Here is a 20,196-nt window from a genome sequence, read left to right on the forward strand (position 1 = left end):
TTAATATTTTCTAAAGTTTTTTCTTTCTATCTAAACGCTTATCTTCTTTTACTTCTAAAGTTTCTTTTCCAACATTGTAAGCAACGGTTGATAAAGAAAGTGCAGCAAGCCCAACCCCGACGGGAGTGGGATTCAGGACTAACGATACTGCAACGCCGCCAATTCTAGCCACACGTCTTACTGCTTTACTACCTAATGTTTTATATGTTTTCTCTAGAACATTTGCTGCAGTTTCACCACCGGGTAGTGTCATGATTTTATTTAATGCCTTATTGGCTAAACCGGAACTTGGGGGACCTTTCTCTTTAATTTTTGCACCTTGCTGAAGTGTATCAACCGGATCATAAGCTTTTGCTACTTTTTCTCCAACGTTAATTACTCCTTCTACTAATATGAGTAGGACTAGCGATAACTTTACTGCCCTCCTGTACCACTTCGATTGCTACTCCACTTGCAGCGATTCCGGCACGAGCAACTCTAGCACCGTAAAGTGCCGTATCCTCTTGCAGCGTTCTTTTTCCTGCTGGCTTATTTTACGATTACCGTTCTCCTGTGAAGGCTCAGAAGCTTTTGTTTGTGCTGCTTCTAAAAGCTCTACTCTTTCAGGGGTATTTATTGAAGATTTAAGCTTATTATCTTCTGCTGCATTTTTTATTCCTTCTTCAGGAGTATTAATAGATGATTTACTGCTTAAATTTTCTTTACTCATGCATATCTCATAAAATTATGTTCTATGTTATTTCACATTCTATGTCATTCCCGTGAAAGCGGGAATCCATCTTTTAAAAAGTATAAACAAACAATGCTTTTATCGATTCTTGATTACGGGATTCCCACTTTCGCGGGAATGACATCAGAACTAGCTAGAAATGATACAAAAGAACACTCACCTCTTCCCCATCGCATAGCTAGTAATCAAGTTTTTTACAGGTTTAAAATTATTGATCACCTTAAATCCTATTTGTCTTAAACATCTTAAATTTTTGGAATAATTTGAAAAAATATTATTTAACTCATCAGTCAGCTTATACATAATAAAATTATCCTCTTGCCTTAACTTTTGATATTCTTGTAATGTGCCATTATTACTAACTATCATACTCAAAATCTCTATATCCTTTATGCCCTGATTAAGCCCTTGTCCGGCTAGCGGATGTACTGTGTGGGCAGTGTCGGCAATAAGCACTATACGGTTATGAAAATATCTATTTGCTATACGGGCTTTTAGTGGAAAGCTACTAATCTCACTATCAATAGTAATTTTACCTAGGGAATTACCGGTATTTCTTTGAGTTAAAAACCTAACTTCTTCTACAGGCAAATTAACAATTAAAGCAGCCTGATCAGAAGAAGTTGACCATATTACGGATGAAGCATATTGATCTTTTAAAGGCAGCAAAGCAAAAGGACCAAGCGGCAGGAAATGCTCCATAGCACAATTTTCATGCGGCTTTTCATGCTTAATATTAAATGTAAGAGCAGTTTGATAAGGTTTCTCAATTTCATTAGCAAAGTAATGAGACCTCACTTTTGAATTTGCTCCGTCACATATAATTAATAAATTACACTTAATTTGGTTATCATCAAATTTTATAATCGAGTAGTCATTATGGCTTATAACCTCTTGATATTGATTATTATCAATTAATGTTATCAACGGATTATTAGTTACTTTTGACAATAGCATTTTTTTAAAGTCGCTATTCTTAACCACATATCCAAGTACAGCGTCAGCGTCATTTCGTAAGTCTAATATCTCTGAAGCCTGATTATCTACTACATATATGTCTTGCATTTCTGCTACAAACTTCTCAAGCTCTTCCCATATATCAATAGAGAATAAGAAATTTTTAGAATGCGGCGTTAAAGCAGTAGTTCTTATATCTTTAAAAAACTCTGGGCTTTTTACCGATTTACTCTCGAATATAGTAGTTTTTATACCCTTTTGTGCAAAAGAAAGCGCCGTTAACATGCCACTAAGACCGCATCCTAAAATTACCGTATTAGACATCTTCCCAAACTCTTCTACTTCTAGAGGTAATTTGTGCGTCGATCCGATACTCGCATCCTCACATACGCTTGTGTACGCTGCGGTGCTGCGTTTCGTGTCTCCTACAAATTCCTCTCTATAAGCGAATTTGGCAAGATGTCTATCAATCTGTTTTGTTTTCATTCGATTCATTTATGAAATATTTTAAATATCCGTTTGTTGCTATAAAGCTTAGAAGAAAATAAATAATTGCTATATCCAAATATGAACTATTGCCTGAGTATAAACCTAAACAACAAATCAATACACTCGCTAAAGTCGTGAAGCTATTTAAAATCAATAAATTTGTAAAAATATCCGTTTTGCTGATAAATAGGTAGGTTATTAAGCAAATAAATAATGAAATAATAATTAAAAAGATGTTAAGCATAATTTTTAAAATCGGTTTTACTGTTGGATACACAATCGTCATCGTCATTGTGAGGAAATTACGAAGTAATTGACGAAGCAATCTCAGGAGCTTGTTATTATTTCATGAGATTGCCACGCTCCCTACGGTCGCTCGCAATGACGACTTGGATATCCTACCCCTCTCATTATATATAATCATTTATAACACTACAAACTGCAAATAAAATTAATTAAAATTCCTTAAATAATTTTAATATTATGTAATCTTAGCCAACCTTTACATTATAAATAGCTATTGTGACAAAAATGTTATAAAAAAATGTTGCTTTCTTTTACATTCGGCATTAACGTATATATTTAGGTTCTTGCGTACGATTGCTAATTGATTGATATTTTTTGCTACAAATTATAAGATTTTTTTTGAAATATGAATAACTAATTCTTTCAAAAATCTTATTAATTATCGCTAAAAAATATCAATCAATTAGCAATCGTACGCAAGAACCTAGTATTATTATTTTTAAGGTAAATTGTAATGTCACAACTAGATGTTTTAATAGTAGACGATGAAGAGAGTATACGAAATCTCATTGCTGCAAATTTGAAAGATGAAGGTTTTAACCCTAAGGTTGCCGCTAATAGTACTCAAGCCCTTAAAATACTTTCCGAAAAACCGGTCTCTGCAGTTATACTTGATATTTGGCTTCAAGGAAGCGAAATTGACGGACTTGGGATTTTAGAGATAATAAAAAAACGCTATCCTTTAATGCCGGTAATAATTATTAGCGGTCACGGTACTATAGAAACAGCAGTAAATGCTATAAAAATGGGTGCTTACGATTATATAGAAAAACCGTTTAATAATGATAAATTAGTTATTTTACTTACAAGAGCTTGTGAAGTAACAAAGTTAAAACGCGAAAATATAGATTTAAAATCAAAGGTTATAGATAAAACTGAATTAGTAGGCGAATGTTCGGTAACTTTAAAATATAAAATGGCAATAGCAAAGGCAGCTACCTCTAGCAGTCGTATAATGATTCACGGTAAAGTCGGTAGCGGTAAAGAACTTGCAGCAAGATTAATTCATAAACAATCTAAAAGGGTTAATAATCCGTTCATTATTTTCAGCCCTACCTGTATGACTACGGAAAAAATCAATCAAGAATTATTCGGCGAATCGGAAAAGCAGGCAAATAATAAACGCCCTACTATCTTAGAATTTGCCAATAACGGTACTTTATATATAGATGAGGTCAGTAATATTCCTATTCCCATCCAAGTAAAATTATTAAAATTCCTTAAAGATCAAACTATTACAAAACCTTGCGGAAAAAATATTAAAATTGATATAAAAATTATCACCGGTACTTCTAAAAATATCCAAGATGAAGTTAATAACGGCAAATTCCTAGAAGATCTATATTATCGCCTTAATGTATCCTCTCTAAAAGTACCTTCATTATATGAAAGAAAAGAAGATATACCGCTACTCGTTAAGTATTTTGTTAAGCAACTTTCAAAATTTTCAGGTTTAAAAGAACGTAGCTTTGCCGATGAAACTATCGCTGCTCTTCAATCCTATGAATGGCCGGGCAATATTAGACAATTACGTAACGTTGTTGAATGGACTTTAATTATGAATCCGTTAACTACAGGTAATAATGAAATTATAAAACCTTATATGATACCTTCTGAAATATTAGCAAATAGTGCTAATCTTACAAAACTTGAAGATAGCTTTGATATGTTATCTATGCCGCTTAGAGAAGCTAGAGAAGTTTTTGAGCGTCAATATCTATCGGCACAAATGAGTCGTTTTAATAATAATATTTCAAAAACATCCTCATTTGTCGGTATGGAAAGATCGGCTTTGCATCGTAAATTAAAATTATTAAGCTTACATATACCTCCTACAAATAGAATAAATGACGAAGAATATGAGGAAGCAAATGCTTAAAGTCATATCAATAATTACGATTTATTTGTTATTAAGCAGCTGTTCCGAATCTACCCGTGATGCGAACGGATTACTTACGGATAGCCAAAGCACGGTAATTCGGAATTATATAATATCGCAAAATTCTAAAAACCTTAAAGTGAACCTTAAAGAAAAGTTCGGTTCAAATTTAAAAGGAGTAAAATTAATAGGAGTACAGCTAATAAATGAAGATTTATCAGGAATAGATTTGACTTCCTGCGAAATATTACGTGCTGATTTTGCAGGTAGCAATTTAGACAAAGCAATACTTACAAATGCTATAATTCAAGAAAGTAATTTTGCAGATTCGGTAATAAAAAATATTTCCGGATATAATTCTGACTTTCAAGGTTCAATTTTTCACAATATAACATTACAAAATACAAATTTTGTTCAATCAAATTTTAGCGATACTGCTTTTAATAAAACTACTATAATAAATGTCAACTTTGAAAATTCTAAATTTAGTCATGTATTATGGAACAATAATACTATCGACGGTGTTAATTTTCAAAAAGCTAACCTACAGAATAATAGCTTTAAAAATACTAATATAACAAATTCAATATTTTACGGTACGGATTTAGAAAAAAGTATAATAAATAATACCAATTTTACTAATAATTATTTTGAATCTAGCAACCTAAGTCAAACTACATTAACAGCAGTAATAATTAAGGATTCTAACTTCACACAAAGTATTTTTAATGAAGTAAATTTTAATAACGTACAAAGTAATAACTCTTGCTTTTCATACGCTTCCTTTCAAGATTCAACATTACAAAATATTAGCCTTACTAAATGTGATTTACAAAATAGTACAATTAGTAGTTCAGTCTTAAAGCATTTTAAAATCAATAATGCGATATTAAATAATATGAGTCTAAACGATAATCAATTTAATACTTTATCAATAAAAAATAGTAATGCTAATTTTGTAAGGATTAATAAAACTAAAGGCTCAAATATTACTTTAGATAATATTAGCTATACTAATAATATTTTTAGCAATAATGATTTTAAACAATTTATAGTGATTAATACTGACTTAAACAGCAGTGAAATAATAAACTCAAATATAACTAACGGACAATTTAATAATATAAATTTTTCTAAATCTTTAATACAAAACGTAAATTTTTCAGATGTTAAAATTACTTTAGGCAATTTAAACCAAGTAGCTCTAATAAATTCCACTCTAACAAATACTACGGTTATTAACTCCGTCCTTTCTAATTCGCAAATAAATAATATTAACTACCAAGCGTATTCCGGTTTTATTAATACTAATGTTTCTAATAATATTATTTTAAATAGTGATAATTCGAGCAAAATTCTACCAAATAATATAGTAATAAATTCGGTAAAAGATTTGCAAAAAATAACTCACTTAGCAAATATGAATTTAACAAATTTTGACTTGAACAACTTAATATTTGATAGAGTAGATTTTTCAAATAGTATCTTTAAAAATGCTAACCTAACAAATACGGTAATAAAAAATTCCATTTTAAAAGAGGCTAATTTTTCTGCAGCAATACTTACTAAAACAGATTTTTCAAACTCAATATTAACAGATAGTATATTTAAATCAGCTAAAATTGATCAGGCGGACTTTAATAACTCCGACCTAACAAATGCCGATTTTACCGAAGCAGCAATTAAAGATACTTCGTTTGATAAAGCTAAGACAAGCGGAATGAAAGGAGTAGAATAATCTTTAAATACCTTGGTCCTTATACGAACATTCAGTATGTCATCCCCGCGTGGCATTGTTGTGTGGATCAGTAAATGCTCTTTATGTCATTCCCGCGAAAGCGGGAATCCAGTAAAACATATAAAAAATTTTTTATATACTTATTTTGTTAAAGGTATAATTTTGTCCAATATTAAGGGTTATTTTTCTAGATGCCTGCTTTCACAGGAAGAACATAGCATTTACCTTTGGTTGCTCTTGGAAGACTTTGCTTTATTAGTAGGAGTATTAGACGGTGTAAATGAATTATTATTTATAAAAGCAGTAGGACTTTGCTGCTTCATTCTATTAATAATTTGTTGTTGTTTAAGAGTATTTATCTTTTGTTTTCCGGCTATCCTTATAGATTGAGTAATTTTGGCAGTTTCTACAAATATTTCCTTAGGAGTTTGTAGCTGATCAATTCGCTCATAATGTTTTTTAAGAAACTCTTCTTTTATCTTTGGCTTTATTCCTTTCAAATCAACATATGTTCTATATAACTTCTTTAATTTTATCTGTTGCTTGGAAGATTGGTGAGGAAGTGATTTAATCGAATTAACAAGACTACTACCTATTTCTTTTATAATATTAACTGCAGGCGAAGCTATTTTCTTTATTCCTTCATAAATTTTACCTAACCAACTAGCAATAACATCTAATAGTTTAGGCGCATATTCTTTAGATATAGGGGGTATATCCCTTATAATATCTCTCGCTTCAGTTAGATTATGAGCTAAATGGAGTAATGCTTTTTTCTCCTCTAACTCGGTAGAGCGATTAGCATATGAACTAGCTATATCTGCCTGAGCATCTATAGTATCGGTAATTATTGATTTAGTATCATTAAAAGAAAGATCTATAGGTGTCTTTTTTTGCGTTATAGGACTGTCTTCTCTTAATTTATCTAGCCTATCACGTATTGCTTGGTCTTTTTGATCATTAAGGCGTTTACTTTTTTGTTCTAGTTTAAGCTCAGATTGCAGCTGTTCAATTAGATCGTCTACTTCATTACCGGATTTTTTTGTGGGGATATAAGGTCTATCTTGGAGCTTTGCAAACCTTTCTTCTAATTCTTCAAGTGATGGAGGAGTGCCTTTAAGTTTTGCTAGTCTTTCTTCTAATTCTTTTATTATTTGATCGTCCTGCTTTTTCTTAGACATATATATACCTCTATAATAATTCCTAGGTTTTGTAAAAGAAAATTAATAAGATCTTTGCAATAATAGTTATTCCTATTTCAAAAAAATCTTATGATTTACAACAAAAAATAGATTAATTTAATTTTCCGCATGCAAAGCCTAGTTATTAATAACACAAACTACTAACTAAAATAAAGTATTTTTTGATATGAGTTAAGATATAATTATATAAAGCTAGCATTATCCGTGTGGATCAGTTTTGCCATTGTCACCTAGTTCCTTGAGCACGGGGTCTAATTAAAAATACTAATAATATTAGTATTTTAAGTTGTTTTCTGGATACCACACAATTCAGCTAATTCTGCACATGCCTTATTTTCTCATATAACTTTAAACATTTTTCTTTTTTAACCATTCCCTCACTTCGTCAGTAGTGTAAGTTTTAAAATCAGGGGCATTAATTCTTTGCAAAGCAATTTTGCATCTTCTGAATCTTCTTGTATTTCCTGTAGATAATATTCAATTGCTTTACATACTATATATACCCTTTTGATCTGTCTAAGTTTTTTGCTGACTATGCTAAACTATTATTTAGTTCGTCCGGAATAGTTAAATTCAGTCTTGCCATCTTGTGACCTATCTTTAATTAATAACACATTACGACACATAATAGCACAAACTACAAACTGAAAAAAGCTATAAATACTTATCCAACACGTCCGACATAATTTTACGAGCTACAGGGGCGGCGGCTTTACTACCGCCTCCGCCATGATCAATAAAGACGGTAACGGAATAACTAGGATCGTGATAAGGAGCGAAGCCTAAGAACAAGGCATGATTACGCCTCTCCCAAGCAATAGATTTACGGCTTAAATCATCTTTAGCATTTAGTTTGCCTTGCACCTGCGAAGTACCGGTTTTACCAGCGAGCTGCCTATTTTTGCCTAAAATTCTATTATAATACGCCGTACCTCCCGCAACATTAACGGTATTATACAAACTTTCTTGGATTATTGTGATATTTTCGGGCTTAATATTGACATTATAAAATTCCGGATCATTTTTTAATATTCTAGGCGTATACAGTTTACCGTTACTTGCAATAACTGTAATAAACCTTGCAAGCTGCATCGGCGTTACCCCTAGAAACCCCTGTCCGATTGCTAAATTAAAACTATCTCCTATTGACCAAGGACGCTTTAATTTTTTCTTTTTCCACTCTTTTGACGGTACAAACCCGCTACTTTCAGGAGCTAAATCAATACCGGTTTTTGAACCGAGGCCAAATTCTCTTGCAACTTCAAGAATTTTATCCGGACCTACTATTCTTGCTAATTCATACATATAAATATTACAAGAATGCTTTAAAGCAGACATCATATCTAACGTTCCGTGTCCGCTATGATTCCAACATCTAAAGCTATTAGTACCAAGAGCAGAGCTACCGTCGCAAAAAACGGTTTTATTAGGATTAATGCCTACTTCAAGGGCTGCAAGTACGGTAATTATTTTAAAAACTGAGCCTGGAGGATAAGAATTTTGTATTACCTTATTAATTAAAGGCTTATAAGGATCACTCGTTAAACTTTGCCAATAATTTTCCGATAATTTACTGAAATGATTTGATTCAAAACCCGGAGTGGAAGCACAAATTAGTACATTGCCGGTTTTAGTATCCATAACTATTGCCGAAGAACCTTTAGGATTTAAATATTGCTGGATATTTTGCTGAAGAGACACATCGATATTTAAATGTATATCTTCACCCGATTTAGTAGGGGTTCCTGCTATTTCTCTTACCTGCTTACCGTAAGCGTTTACTTCAACTTTTTTATAACCAAATGCTCCTCTTAGTTTGTTATCGTAATATTTTTCAATACCGGATTTACCGATATTAAAATCGCTTAAACTATGTATATTTAATTCCTGCTTCTCGTGCTCATTTATTTGACCAAGATAACCGATTAAATGAGAAGTAACGCTTGAAAAAGGATAAAACCTTAAATAACCTATATCAATAAATATTGAAGCGAGTTTATGCTTTTGTTCTTCAATCATTGATACTTGCTGCCAATCAAGCTGATCAAATATTATTAAAGGAGTGTGGCGACTAGATTTTTTAATTTTTTGCTTAATATAATTATATTTTTCCGGAGATAAATTTAGAATATTACTAATTATTTCTAATTCATCCCTATAATTATTATTAATGCTTCTATCTATTACTAGCTGATAACATGGTTTATTAGTAGCTAAAATATTGCCATCTAAATCGTAAATTCTTCCTCTAGTCGGTGGAAGTACAACAAAATTAATACGATTCTTATCCGATAAAGTCTTATATTCTTCGCTTTTAATAAGCTGTAAATAAAACATTCTTATTCCAAGCAACGATAAAAATCCGAGTTTACCTAATCCGATTATAAAGGCTCTTCGTGAAATTAACTCACCATGTAGTATTTTCTTATTTAGCATACTTTTTAAAGTAATTCATAGGAGAGTCAAGTATAAGACGAATTATATTATAAGAAAATATAGTTGTTAAAAATTGAAAGAAAATTATTAAATATCCGTCTGCTTCTAGCTTCTTGATTTTTATTAGTAAATATTTAAAATTCAATATAAATAAACCATAAACGCAAAAAATAATGAAATTTATTAAATAGTTTTTAGCTACAAAATATTTTGAAGATAATTTATAAATCGTATATGCCGATAAAAAAACTAGCGAATTTGTACCGATAGGCATACCACTTATTTGATCTATAAATAGACCGAGAAAAAATATGCTAAAAATATTTAAGGAATATAACGACATAAAATAATAAATAAATATAATTTCCATCGCCGGAAAGATTCTGCTTTGAATATTTATTTTATAACTCACTAACGGAAATAATATTATAAAAAAACATAGCAAAGCAAACAGCAATTTTAATATTATTTGTAAGCTATTTTTATATATTTCCTGTTTTATCTTTAACATAAATAGTTTTTTGTTATATAGTTTTGTACTGTGTCATACCGTGACTTGATCGGCAATTAGGTTATCATCCCACGACTTGATCGCGGGATCTATATAAACAACATTTTGTGTGGTCATTTTTACTGGACCCCGTGGTCAAACCACGGGGTGACAATAGAAAAATTGCAACCACCCAACGACCATATCAACCACATACAAAATATAAATTAATTTTCTATTTTGTACAGTTTTAAAAAATGAATATGGATTCTACAATAACTCACAACAACTAGGGTTAGGTCTTTTATCATTATCGCTAAGCTCTAATTCTTCTTGTGCCTCGGAACTTGTGGATATAAATAGTTGTTTTGATATAATATTATTTATTATTGTCGTAAGATCAAAAGACTTAAGCCATGGGATAGGTATACTAGGTTTATCTGTGATATTTTTATTTTTTGACATAAAAACCTCCTTTTTAGCTTATAAATGCGTCATTGCCAGAAAATTTAGGCTTTTTGTTGCACAGATCGTTTTATGTCATTCCCGCATAGGCGGGGATGACATCAAGTAGGTTTTACCGATCTACGCAACAATGCCTGCTCGCAATGACAAAATCTATAATTATTAGGTAATATTTTAACTTTCTTCCTCACTTTGTTCTATCGGTTCTAAACCATATAAAGATATCATACGTTCAAATACTCTACCGGCAGTAGGGGCAGCCGTCCAACTTGCGGTTGCAAAGCCAAAGCTTTCTTTAGTCGGTTTCGGCTCATCAAATCTAATAAAAATAACATATTGCGGGTTAGATGCAGGCAGCATACCTAAAAACGATGACGCTCTACTATTTTTTAGATATTTCTTTTTTCCTGCCCCTTGTGAAAGTTTTTCTGCCGTACCGGTCTTACCGCCGATAAGATAGCCTTTGACCTCTGCTCTTTTACCGTTACCTTCTTTTACTACCGCTCTAAATAATTTCTTCATTTGGGTAGAGGTATTTTCACTAAAAACTTTTGTACCTATTACTTTTTCATCCTTTCTTTTTAATAAAGTAAGATCATATAAAGTACCACCGTTAACAACCGGTAACATTGCTCTAACAAAATGCAAAGGGCTAATCGAAATGCCGTAGCCATACGACATAGTAACACTCGTTAACTCATTCCATCTTTTCTCGGAAGGAAATAACGGAGTACCTCGTTCAGGTAATTCTATTTGCAACTGATCTAATAGACCTAATTTCTTTAGGTATTTTTTAAAATTGCTTTTACCGATTTCAAGCATAATTTGACTTGTGCCAATATTTGAAGAATATAGAAAAATCTCAGGTACACTATGCCATCCTTGCCTTGGAGTATAATCCTTAAGCTGGAACCCTCCTACTTTCATATAACTTATATCATAAGCATCATTCATATTTATTGCACCGGTATCAAAGCCGACTGCCATAGTTAATGCTTTAAACACCGAACCCATTTCGTAAATCCCGAGACTTGCTATATTAAACAGCTCTTCCGGTTTGGCTAAACTCGGATAATGCGGATCGAAATCAGGCTTATTTACTAATGCTAAAATCTCGCCATTATTTGGATCAGCAATAATGCCTACTGCTCCTATGGCCTTAAATTGCTTTAAAGTTTTATCAATCTCCTCACTTAAAATACTTTGTAATCTGATATCAATAGATAATTGAAGCGGTTCTTTCCGATTCTTTGGTTCATTTAATTCATAATCAGAATTAGTTAAATACTTATCATAAGCGAGCTCTAAACCACTAAGCCCTACCGAGTCTCTACCTACATAACCGACAACATGCGACAATAAATTAGAAAAGGTATAAATTCGTTTCTGCTCTTCTTCAAATTCAAAACCAAGTAACCCAAGGCTAGTTATCTTTTCTTGCTGACTAGGTAGTACATCCCTTTTTACCCATATAAAGCTTTTATTTGACTTAAGTTCTGCAAGTAATTTAGCTTTATTAATATCAGGTAGAATTTCTGCTAGCTTTTTTACGGAAGTTTCAGGATCAAGTACTATTTGTGGATTAGCAAATAATGAGGCAGAAGGTAGGTTCACTGCTAATAAATTACCGTTTCGATCAACTATTTCTTTTCTAAATTGATGATTTTTTTTAAAGGAATTAATATTTTTATCGTAAACATTCGTAGCAACGATTATCAATCTGTAAGATAAAGTACAAAAAAGAAAAGAAAAGACACAAATAACCATTAATAATCGGATTTTTGTATTTTTACTACAAACATTCCAAATTGTTAGACTTTTAATTGTAGGTTTCCATTTTTCCCAAATTTGTTTCATATGTTATTTATGGTGTTTCAAACACTAATATTTCCGCAATCCTTATGTCATTCCCGCGAAAGCGGGAATCCAGTACTTTAAAACCTTTTCAAAACTTGATTTGAAAAATAAAAAATCTTTAAAATCAAGATTTTTTGAAAAGCTCGATTTATCTCGCTTTACCCTAGATTCCCGCCTACGCGGAAATGACATCGAACGCTTTTTCCAAGCCATGCAACAATCCTACCAAGATACGAAGATCAACTTCAAAAAGAGCAAGGAATCCACAAGACGAGGGACGGAGCGTATACTTAATACGTGAGTATCACAGTACTTGTAGGATGACGTAGCCAATTTTTGAAGTTCATCGAGTATCCTTCACTCTACTCGAAACAGTCTGTATATACTTATTATTTGTAATTCTTTTGTAACGCCATTTACTACTCTTGGAAATACTAATATTATGATTAAATTTAATATTTTGATCGATATTTGGCCCTAACGGATCTTTTATCATTTGATAAGATTTAACTGTTTCTAATTTTAAATAAGCCGCCGCAAGTTTTTCCAATCTAGCCGGCAAAAGTAGATAAGCTTGCTCTGCTTTTAAAATATGAATATTATTATTCTCACTATTTATCTGTTTTACAACGCTACTTAATTGATAATCAAGAGTTGAGACTCTCTCCTTTATGCTAAACAAACTACATATTGCTATAATTGTTATCAATAATGTTAAATAGTGAAGCTTTCTTATACTCATAATTAATTACTCATATATCGCTTTTGCTGCTCGAAGTTTTGCCGATCTCGCTCTAATATTTAGCCCTACTTCTTTATCTGACGGTGCTAGAGCTTTGTTAGTAATAATCTTAAGCCATTTATTTGGATCAATCGTCATGTCGTCTTTAGCATATTTTGATCTTACTACCGGCTTTTCCGAATTTTCTTTAAAGAAATTCTTAACTATCCTATCTTCTAAAGAGTGAAAAGACACCACAACTAAACGTCCGTCTTTCTTTAATATATTTTTTACATTCACTAAAAACTGCTCTAACTCCCCAAGCTCATCGTTTACATAAATCCTAATGGCTTGAAAAGTTTTAGTTGCAGGATCAATTTTGCCTTTTCTAAATCCTATACTACTTCTAACAATCTCGGCTAACTTGCTTGTACTATCAATTCTCGCCGTTTTTCTATATTCTACAATTCTCTTAGCAATTCTTCGTGAAAAACTCTCATCTCCGTATTTGTAAATTACGTCAGCTAGCTCTTTTTCCTCTGCCGCATTTACAAACTCCTCGGCACTAAGCCCTTGCCCGCTCATACGCATATCGAGTGGTCCGTTATGCAAAAACGAAAATCCTCTATCTGCTATATCTAACTGCATTGATGAAACGCCTAAATCCAGCACTATCCCATCAAATTTTTTTTCCTTAAGCTTTGCAAAACTATCCGCAAAATTTGTTTCTACAAAATCAAATCTCTCACCGTAACTTTGCTGAATTTCTTCGGCTCTTTTAATCACGTTTGGATCACGATCCAAGGCTGTGACATAACAGTTACAGCTTTCTAATATTGCTTTGCTATATCCTCCTGCTCCAAACGTACAATCTAAATAAGACTCACCGGCTTTTGGGCTTAAGGCCTCTAACATTTCATTTAGCATTACAGACACGTGAGATTGTATCATTAATGAGCATTCCTTAGAGTTAAGCGCTTTTCATGAGCAATTTTTTGAGCGGCATTTAAATATTTCTCAAAATTCTGCGGCTGCCAAATCTCAAAAATCACCCCTTTACCTACAAAACATGCTTGCTCTTCGATTCCTGCATGCTTCATTAAAGATTGCGGCAATATAACTCTTCCCTCCCCATCAAAGGAAAGTTGTACAGCTTCCCCGAATATCATAGTCTCAAACGCATCACGCTCCTCGGAATAAGGATCAAGCGTCTCTATCATCTGCCTTAATTTCTCGATATGCGAAATACCGCACACCTCTATACAATTATTCCTAATCGACGGATAAGCAATTACACCGTTAAATAATTCTTTACCTAGTACCGCACGGTAATTCGCCGGCACCGACACCCTACTCTTTTTATCAACACCATTTACATACTTAGATAAAAATACATTCATTGGGTTAATTTGGGATTTAATGGGAAATTATAGGATATTATAGGAATATCAAGGAGTCAAGGGTTTTTAACAAGGATGAGTTAAATTATTAAGATGTCATACCGTGGCTTGACCACGGTATCCAAAAAAATAATTTAAAATACTAATATTAGTATTTTAGAATGGATTCCGCGATCAAGTCGTGGGATGACAGAGGGGGAATTGATCCACACAACAACGCCATACAGGAATAACATCGAACCACACAACAAAGCTTAATCCAATGATTTTATAGATTTTTTAAAGTGATTTTCACCTTGAAAATTCATATTATTTAATATATTAATTTCAGATAAATGATTATAGTAATTTTATGGCTAAAGTTAGAGAAATAGAAACGATGGCTACTCTAATAACAAAACAAACATCTTCTTATGATACAGGTATGGTGTCTGGATATTACCTTACTAGAGCAAGACAACACCCTAACTCCTATTGCTTCTTCCAATTTTATCCCTAGCATTAGTTTATCGGCCATTCAAGAAGTACCACTGATATCTTCATCTTCTGCACAAGACTCCGAATACAACATTACACTAGATAAACTATTCGAACAGTTTCACATCACTTACGGAGCATATTCTTTTTACCAATCCAAGTTTTTTCAAACCGCTCAACTAAAACATCTTATAAAAAAGATTTTAGATCATCAAGGTGATGATATCAATATTCAAGATTCGTTTTATCATACAGTTCTACATAAGGCTATTTACCGCAAACTTTATGATATAGCTGAATTTTTACTAGAAAAAGGAGCTTCAACAGAGTTAAAAGATTTAGATGGATATACACCTCTTCAATTAGTTATTCATGAAGCCTACACAGAAATGGTTAAATTTAATAATATGGAGCAGATCATCGAGATAAAAACTAATAGAATTAGTACCCGATGATAAACCTGAATTAAAAGCTTTTTTAAGCCTTGCAATAGTGTCTCAACATAATAATTCTAGCACAATAGATAATTCTCTTGTTACCACTAAAGATATAGAAAAATTAAATGATACTACAAATTTCTATACCGGTTCAAGAATATCTAAAATTGTTGTAGTTGCTAATGAAAATCCTAAAGAGTTGGGACTTGAATTAGCTGGTGAAGTACATGCATAGGTTTCTTAAACATACTTAATAATGACCTATAGAACTATTTTAATATAGGTTAATTTAAAAAATATTGACTTATTAATTTTTATTATGTTTTATTTGAAATAATTATTGATTAATGTTAATAAGGATTTTATTTTTTACATAAATAAAGGTTAATTATGCCGCAACTTAAAATAGGTATTTTTAAAATACATAAATATTGTAAAAATATAAAAACTACAACTCAATCAAACGCTAACTATCCCCTAAAAAAAAACTACTGAACAAAAATTAAACCCCACTGTAAAATATAGAAATATGATCCCAATCAAGATATTTGCACACCAGATACTGAACTTCTTGGAACAGATTATGACACATAATTATAAATCTAGCATTCTTGACTACATATATATTGTGAACAAATGCTAAGTTTGAGCTTTAAAATCTAATTTATGTTTAATTTACCTATTGATAATATTATCGTATTCATATACCTAATATCTATTCTACTTATTGGTATATATTACCGAGCTAAAAATAGTAGTTTTAAGAACTATGCAAATGTTGAAAGTAAAGCGCAAAATAGTAAGCTGTTATTAATAGCTACGATATTTGTAAGTTCTGTCGGAGGAGCCACCACTTTCGGCATTATGGAAAAGGCTTTTTTGGGACATGAATATTATGCTTACGCTCTTATACTTACAATACCTATAGATATATTAATTGCAATCTATATAGTGCCTTTAATTGCCAAACATTACGGAGCTGAAAGCATCGGCGATATCCTAAGTACATATTACGGTAATATAGGTCGTTTTATCGGAGGGGTTAGTTCGGTTATCGTTTCAGTGGGGTTTTTGGCTGCTCAAATAAGCGTCAGCGGCTATATTTTTCAATATATCTTAGAAATAAATGATGTAAATGGGGTAATTTTAAGTTATAGTATAGTACTTATATATACTACAATAGGCGGTTTACAATCTATTGTTTTTACTAATTTACTACAATTTTTGGCGATGATAATCGCTATACCAACCATAACTTTTATCAGTTTAAATAAAATCGGTTTTGTAGATTTTATTAATAACCTACCTACGGAAAATGCAAATTTTGATCGGAGCAACCTACTTTCTTATACAATGGCAGCAGCTTTAAGTTTTAGCGTCATGAATCTATATCCTACATTTATTCAAAGAGCTTTAATTAATAAAAATCCTACGCAAACAACTAAAGCAATATATGCAAAATCCGCTATATATTTTTTCTTCTTGATTTGCATTACTTTAAATGGTTTAATTGCTTATAAGCTTTATCCAAACCAACCGTCAAATTTAGTATTACCTTATTTAATCAACCAAATCATCCCAACTTTAATTCAAGGGATAGTAATAAGTGGACTCTTAGCTGCCGTTATGTCTACTGCTGATTCTGATTTAAACGTTACTTCTATAGCTATTGTTAAAGATATAATCAATCCTATTTTTAAGGTTAAAAATCAGCAAAAATTATTATTAATTGCTCGAATTATTAACATTATAATAGGAAGTTTTGCAATAATTGTAGCTTTAAAATTTAGTAATGTAATTGACTTAGTAGTATTCTTCACTGGTTTCTGGGGACCGGTAACATTAGTACCGTTAATAACAACGCTTTTTGGTATCAGAACATCTAAAACTATAATGGTCTTATCATCACTTGGCGGAGCAGCTATCTTCTTAATATGGGAATATTATTCTTTATCGTTGCAATATTTCAACCTTAGAGGAGTGTTTATAGGGACAATGGTGAGTCTTGTGATATTTATTCTAGGATGGTGGTATTCTAATGTCATTACGAAGAAAGTCATATAAAATATATTATCTATTTACTTGCAGTTTTAAATAATTTAATATATTAACTCAAGGTTAATAATTGAATTATGAGGATTTTATGTCTAAGCAAAATAGTATTGAAGGAAAATATAGCATAATAATTCCTATTGAAGACAAGAATGGGAGAATAAAATTTAAGCTTAAATTCACGTGATGACGTTAATGATAGCACTTTAGCTGATATAGCTACGTATTCAGAAAATATGCGTAATATGTATTACTCTACTAAGCAAAAAATGATGCTGTTAACTCTTTAATGACAGGAACTTTAAATTATTCTATTCATAGTACAATGACTCCATATTATCCTGACTTAACTAAATTTAATATTAATGATTTATCTCAGAATGATGAACCTAAATTAATAGGCGAAGCATGCCAAGAACTTAAAGATCCTATTGAGGATATAAAAAGCTAGCCTTTTGCATGCATCCAGAAACCTGCTCGATGTCATTCCTGCGGAAGCGGGAATTCAGTGACAAGTAGGAAAATCGAGCTTTTAATTTTTTAAATTTAGTATGTCTAGACTTTTTAGTGACTGGATTCCCGCCTCCGCGAGAATGACATCGCGACTCATACAACTAGGTTTTTCATGAGTTATAATATTAGTTTTTTCTGTGCAAAACATTAAAAATCATCTCAGCAAGTAACTTGTTAATACCATTTACTTTAGCAAGCTCATATATGGTTGCATCGCATACTGCTTTATACGAACCGAAATAATGCAGTAATGCTTTTTTTCGAGTTTCACCTACGCCCTCTATATCGTCAAGGCGTGATATTTTTATAGCACGTGATCTACCTAGTCTATGATTCTTTATGGCAAAATTATGTGCCTCATCTCGCAAGATTTGTAAATATTTCATAACCGGCAAATTCTTATCTAGAGTAAATACTTCCTTACCTATCACATGGAACTGTTCAAAACCGGCATTTCTATCTACTCCTTTTGACATACAAACAAAAGGAATATTCATTTCAAATTTATCCATCACCTCTTTAACAACGCCTAAATGCCCTTTGCCGCCGTCTATAATCATTAAGCTTGGCAATTTATGCGGCTCTTGCCTTAACCTTGTAAGCCGCCTTGTTAGGACTTGCCGAAGCATCTCATAATCGTCACCTTTTATGTCACCCCCGCAGTTCTTTATGCCATTCCCGCGAAAGCAGGAATCCATTAACCTTTTTGGATCCCCGCTTTCACGGGAATGACATACGAGAGAGGGAGCATGGACATTAAAAACCCGATATTCTTTTTTATCAAAACCGACTTTACCAGCAACTACCATCACTCCAACTGCAAACTTACCTTGAATATGGCTATTATCATAAATCTCAATTCTTTCAGGAATTTCAGAAAGACCAAATAGCTCTTTAATTTCAAACATAATCTCTTGATTTTTTGCAAATTTCTTCAAATACTGCTCTAGAGAAAATAAAGCATTTGTCTCAGCATTTTGAACTAATTTAGCCTTACCGCCTTTATTAGGTACTGTAATATTAATCTGAAGTATATTGTTGATTTTCTTAATCGCCTCTATCACATTCTCTTTATCATTAATTTCATGATTAATTATAATTGCCGCAGGCACGTGTTGTTTTTGGTAAAATTGTAATAAAAAATATTCTAATACTTCTTCTTTGGTACTATTTTCGGTAGAAGTAGGAAAATAAGGAATATTACCACATGCTTGCCCTGCCCTATATAAAAACACTTCCACGCAATAATGCCCGTTCTTTTCCACAATAGCGATTATATCTGCATCTTTAACGACATCTGAAACCCCTGCCTTAAGCTGCACATAACTCAGTGCTTTAATGCGATCTCTAATTTCTGCCGCCTCTTCAAAACGCATCTGACTACTTAGCTCTTCCATCTTTCTAGATAGGTTCTCTTGGAGTTCTTTAGTGCGACCTTGTAAAAAATCTTTAACCTGAGTTACTAAGTCTCTATAGTCTTCCTTGTTTATTTTACCGACGCAAGGAGCATAACAACGTTTTATTTCATATTGTAAGCAAGGGCGAGTACGTGAATTAAAGTAATTATCCGTGCAGGAACGTAATTTAAAAATTTTTTGTAGTTCGGTCAAAGTAGTATTAACTTCCGCACTCGAGGCAAAAGGACCAAAAAACTTCCCGTCACTTAGAGTTTTACCTCGATATTTTAGTAATTGTGGGAAATCATGATCTAAACGTAACTTAATGAAAGGAAAAGATTTGCAGTCCTTAAGAAGAATATTAAATTTCGGCTGAAATTTCTTGATTAACTGTGCTTCTAAAAGTAGTGCTTCAACTTCGGAATTAGTGATGCTATACTCTAAAAAACAAGTATTTGCAATCATCCGAAGCGTCTTATTATCTAAATTGCTTTTAATGTAATTAGTAAGGCGTTTCTTTAAATTTTTAGCTTTACCGACATAGAGAACTTGCTTGTTAACGTCAAACATTCGATAAACCCCTGAACGTTCAGGAGCATCTATAAGTTTAGATTTAATTAACTCACTTCCGGTAATTTCTAGGGTCATGT

The 20,196-nt window shown here is 32.2% G+C and carries 19 protein-coding genes; 6 read left to right on the forward strand and 13 right to left on the reverse strand.

Features of this window, described 5'->3' with window-relative positions; all coding sequences use genetic code 11:
• Positions 1-10 precede the first annotated feature (10 nt).
• From RAF_RS04305 to RAF_RS04320, 4 genes are all read right to left on the reverse strand, one after another.
• Positions 11-253: a hypothetical protein gene (locus RAF_RS04305; protein ID WP_041471896.1), complete on the reverse strand. Its 243-nt coding sequence runs from the start codon at positions 251-253 to the stop codon at positions 11-13.
• A gap of 189 nt (positions 254-442) precedes the next feature.
• On the reverse strand, positions 443-709 hold the full coding sequence (locus RAF_RS04310) for a hypothetical protein (RefSeq protein WP_012719842.1): 267 nt from the start codon (positions 707-709) through the stop codon (positions 443-445).
• 177 nt (positions 710-886) lie between these two features.
• Positions 887-2,173 (reverse strand): 2-octaprenyl-6-methoxyphenyl hydroxylase, encoded by a 1,287-nt coding sequence (gene ubiH, locus RAF_RS04315; protein ID WP_041471897.1) that lies wholly within the window; start codon positions 2,171-2,173, stop codon positions 887-889.
• Positions 2,154-2,420, reverse strand: coding sequence for a monovalent cation/H+ antiporter complex subunit F (locus RAF_RS04320; RefSeq protein WP_012719844.1), 267 nt, complete (start codon positions 2,418-2,420; stop codon positions 2,154-2,156). The genes ubiH and RAF_RS04320 overlap by 20 nt, the downstream gene beginning before the upstream one ends.
• Positions 2,421-2,936: 516 nt before the next feature.
• Between RAF_RS04320 and RAF_RS04325 the strand changes: the two genes are divergently transcribed.
• The gene (locus RAF_RS04325) at positions 2,937-4,361 is read left to right on the forward strand and encodes a sigma-54-dependent transcriptional regulator (protein WP_012719845.1); all 1,425 of its coding nucleotides are present in this window, start codon (positions 2,937-2,939) and stop codon (positions 4,359-4,361) included.
• Positions 4,354-6,099 carry a pentapeptide repeat-containing protein gene (locus tag RAF_RS04330; protein ID WP_041471898.1) on the forward strand — a complete coding sequence of 582 codons (1,746 nt, stop codon included), beginning with the start codon at positions 4,354-4,356 and terminating at the stop codon, positions 6,097-6,099. The genes RAF_RS04325 and RAF_RS04330 overlap by 8 nt, the downstream gene beginning before the upstream one ends.
• Positions 6,100-6,320: 221 nt before the next feature.
• Here RAF_RS04330 and RAF_RS04335 read toward each other — a convergent pair whose 3' ends face one another.
• The 8 genes from RAF_RS04335 to mraZ all read right to left on the reverse strand — a co-directional run bounded on the left by RAF_RS04335 (position 6,321) and on the right by mraZ (position 14,670).
• Positions 6,321-7,280, reverse strand: a complete 960-nt coding sequence (locus RAF_RS04335) for a hypothetical protein (protein WP_012719847.1) — start codon at positions 7,278-7,280, stop codon at positions 6,321-6,323.
• 675 nt (positions 7,281-7,955) lie between these two features.
• The gene (gene mrdA / locus RAF_RS04340) at positions 7,956-9,737 is read right to left on the reverse strand and encodes a penicillin-binding protein 2 (protein ID WP_012719848.1); all 1,782 of its coding nucleotides are present in this window, start codon (positions 9,735-9,737) and stop codon (positions 7,956-7,958) included.
• On the reverse strand, positions 9,727-10,248 hold the full coding sequence (locus tag RAF_RS04345) for a hypothetical protein (protein ID WP_012719849.1): 522 nt from the start codon (positions 10,246-10,248) through the stop codon (positions 9,727-9,729). The genes mrdA and RAF_RS04345 overlap by 11 nt, the downstream gene beginning before the upstream one ends.
• A 249-nt stretch (positions 10,249-10,497) precedes the next feature.
• The gene (locus tag RAF_RS04350; protein ID WP_041471899.1) at positions 10,498-10,692 is read right to left on the reverse strand and encodes a hypothetical protein; all 195 of its coding nucleotides are present in this window, start codon (positions 10,690-10,692) and stop codon (positions 10,498-10,500) included.
• Between the two features lie 174 nt (positions 10,693-10,866).
• Positions 10,867-12,549, reverse strand: a complete 1,683-nt coding sequence (locus RAF_RS04355; protein WP_012719850.1) for a peptidoglycan D,D-transpeptidase FtsI family protein — start codon at positions 12,547-12,549, stop codon at positions 10,867-10,869.
• A gap of 343 nt (positions 12,550-12,892) precedes the next feature.
• Positions 12,893-13,291 (reverse strand): hypothetical protein, encoded by a 399-nt coding sequence (locus RAF_RS04360; protein WP_004998104.1) that lies wholly within the window; start codon positions 13,289-13,291, stop codon positions 12,893-12,895.
• A gap of 6 nt (positions 13,292-13,297) precedes the next feature.
• Positions 13,298-14,221 (reverse strand): 16S rRNA (cytosine(1402)-N(4))-methyltransferase RsmH, encoded by a 924-nt coding sequence (gene rsmH / locus RAF_RS04365; RefSeq protein WP_012719851.1) that lies wholly within the window; start codon positions 14,219-14,221, stop codon positions 13,298-13,300.
• The gene (gene mraZ / locus RAF_RS04370; protein ID WP_010977464.1) at positions 14,221-14,670 is read right to left on the reverse strand and encodes a division/cell wall cluster transcriptional repressor MraZ; all 450 of its coding nucleotides are present in this window, start codon (positions 14,668-14,670) and stop codon (positions 14,221-14,223) included. The genes rsmH and mraZ overlap by 1 nt, the downstream gene beginning before the upstream one ends.
• A 413-nt stretch (positions 14,671-15,083) precedes the next feature.
• On the opposite strand from mraZ, the gene RAF_RS04375 reads away from it, so the two are divergent.
• From RAF_RS04375 to RAF_RS09410, 4 genes are all read left to right on the forward strand, one after another.
• Positions 15,084-15,602, forward strand: coding sequence for an ankyrin repeat domain-containing protein (locus RAF_RS04375; RefSeq protein WP_012719852.1), 519 nt, complete (start codon positions 15,084-15,086; stop codon positions 15,600-15,602).
• Between the two features lie 37 nt (positions 15,603-15,639).
• Positions 15,640-15,819, forward strand: coding sequence for a hypothetical protein (locus tag RAF_RS04380; protein ID WP_041471900.1), 180 nt, complete (start codon positions 15,640-15,642; stop codon positions 15,817-15,819).
• Positions 15,820-16,250: 431 nt separating this feature from the next.
• Complete coding sequence (locus RAF_RS04385) at positions 16,251-17,648, forward strand: sodium:solute symporter (protein WP_012719853.1); 1,398 nt, start codon at positions 16,251-16,253, stop codon at positions 17,646-17,648.
• Positions 17,649-17,925: 277 nt separating this feature from the next.
• On the forward strand, positions 17,926-18,087 hold the full coding sequence (locus RAF_RS09410) for a hypothetical protein (protein ID WP_004998095.1): 162 nt from the start codon (positions 17,926-17,928) through the stop codon (positions 18,085-18,087).
• 187 nt (positions 18,088-18,274) lie between these two features.
• Here the strand turns inward: RAF_RS09410 and uvrC are convergent, their stop codons facing one another.
• Positions 18,275-20,194, reverse strand: coding sequence for an excinuclease ABC subunit UvrC (uvrC, locus tag RAF_RS04390; protein ID WP_012719854.1), 1,920 nt, complete (start codon positions 20,192-20,194; stop codon positions 18,275-18,277).
• Positions 20,195-20,196 lie beyond the last annotated feature (2 nt).

The organism is Rickettsia africae ESF-5 (genome assembly GCF_000023005.1).
GTDB classification, from domain to species: domain Bacteria; phylum Pseudomonadota; class Alphaproteobacteria; order Rickettsiales; family Rickettsiaceae; genus Rickettsia; species Rickettsia rickettsii.

Excerpts from the sequence above, each read along its gene's own strand:
- RAF_RS04355 (WP_012719850.1), bottom strand. The coding sequence starts at position 12,549 with ATGAAACAAATTTGGGAAAAATGGAAACCTACAATTAAAAGTCTAACA.
- rsmH (WP_012719851.1), bottom strand. The coding sequence starts at position 14,221 with ATGATACAATCTCACGTGTCTGTAATGCTAAATGAAATGTTAGAGGCC.
- RAF_RS04385 (WP_012719853.1), top strand. The coding sequence starts at position 16,251 with ATGTTTAATTTACCTATTGATAATATTATCGTATTCATATACCTAATA.
- mrdA (WP_012719848.1), bottom strand. The coding sequence starts at position 9,737 with ATGCTAAATAAGAAAATACTACATGGTGAGTTAATTTCACGAAGAGCC.
- RAF_RS04310 (WP_012719842.1), bottom strand. The coding sequence starts at position 709 with ATGAGTAAAGAAAATTTAAGCAGTAAATCATCTATTAATACTCCTGAA.
- RAF_RS04325 (WP_012719845.1), top strand. The coding sequence starts at position 2,937 with ATGTCACAACTAGATGTTTTAATAGTAGACGATGAAGAGAGTATACGA.
- RAF_RS04335 (WP_012719847.1), bottom strand. The coding sequence starts at position 7,280 with ATGTCTAAGAAAAAGCAGGACGATCAAATAATAAAAGAATTAGAAGAA.
- RAF_RS09410 (WP_004998095.1), top strand. The coding sequence starts at position 17,926 with ATGACAGGAACTTTAAATTATTCTATTCATAGTACAATGACTCCATAT.
- RAF_RS04375 (WP_012719852.1), top strand. The coding sequence starts at position 15,084 with ATGATACAGGTATGGTGTCTGGATATTACCTTACTAGAGCAAGACAAC.
- RAF_RS04305 (WP_041471896.1), bottom strand. The coding sequence starts at position 253 with ATGACACTACCCGGTGGTGAAACTGCAGCAAATGTTCTAGAGAAAACA.
- mraZ (WP_010977464.1), bottom strand. The coding sequence starts at position 14,670 with ATGAATGTATTTTTATCTAAGTATGTAAATGGTGTTGATAAAAAGAGT.
- RAF_RS04330 (WP_041471898.1), top strand. The coding sequence starts at position 4,354 with ATGCTTAAAGTCATATCAATAATTACGATTTATTTGTTATTAAGCAGC.
- RAF_RS04320 (WP_012719844.1), bottom strand. The coding sequence starts at position 2,420 with ATGCTTAACATCTTTTTAATTATTATTTCATTATTTATTTGCTTAATA.
- RAF_RS04360 (WP_004998104.1), bottom strand. The coding sequence starts at position 13,291 with ATGAGTATAAGAAAGCTTCACTATTTAACATTATTGATAACAATTATA.
- RAF_RS04350 (WP_041471899.1), bottom strand. The coding sequence starts at position 10,692 with ATGTCAAAAAATAAAAATATCACAGATAAACCTAGTATACCTATCCCA.
- uvrC (WP_012719854.1), bottom strand. The coding sequence starts at position 20,194 with ATGACCCTAGAAATTACCGGAAGTGAGTTAATTAAATCTAAACTTATA.
- ubiH (WP_041471897.1), bottom strand. The coding sequence starts at position 2,173 with ATGAAAACAAAACAGATTGATAGACATCTTGCCAAATTCGCTTATAGA.
- RAF_RS04345 (WP_012719849.1), bottom strand. The coding sequence starts at position 10,248 with ATGTTAAAGATAAAACAGGAAATATATAAAAATAGCTTACAAATAATA.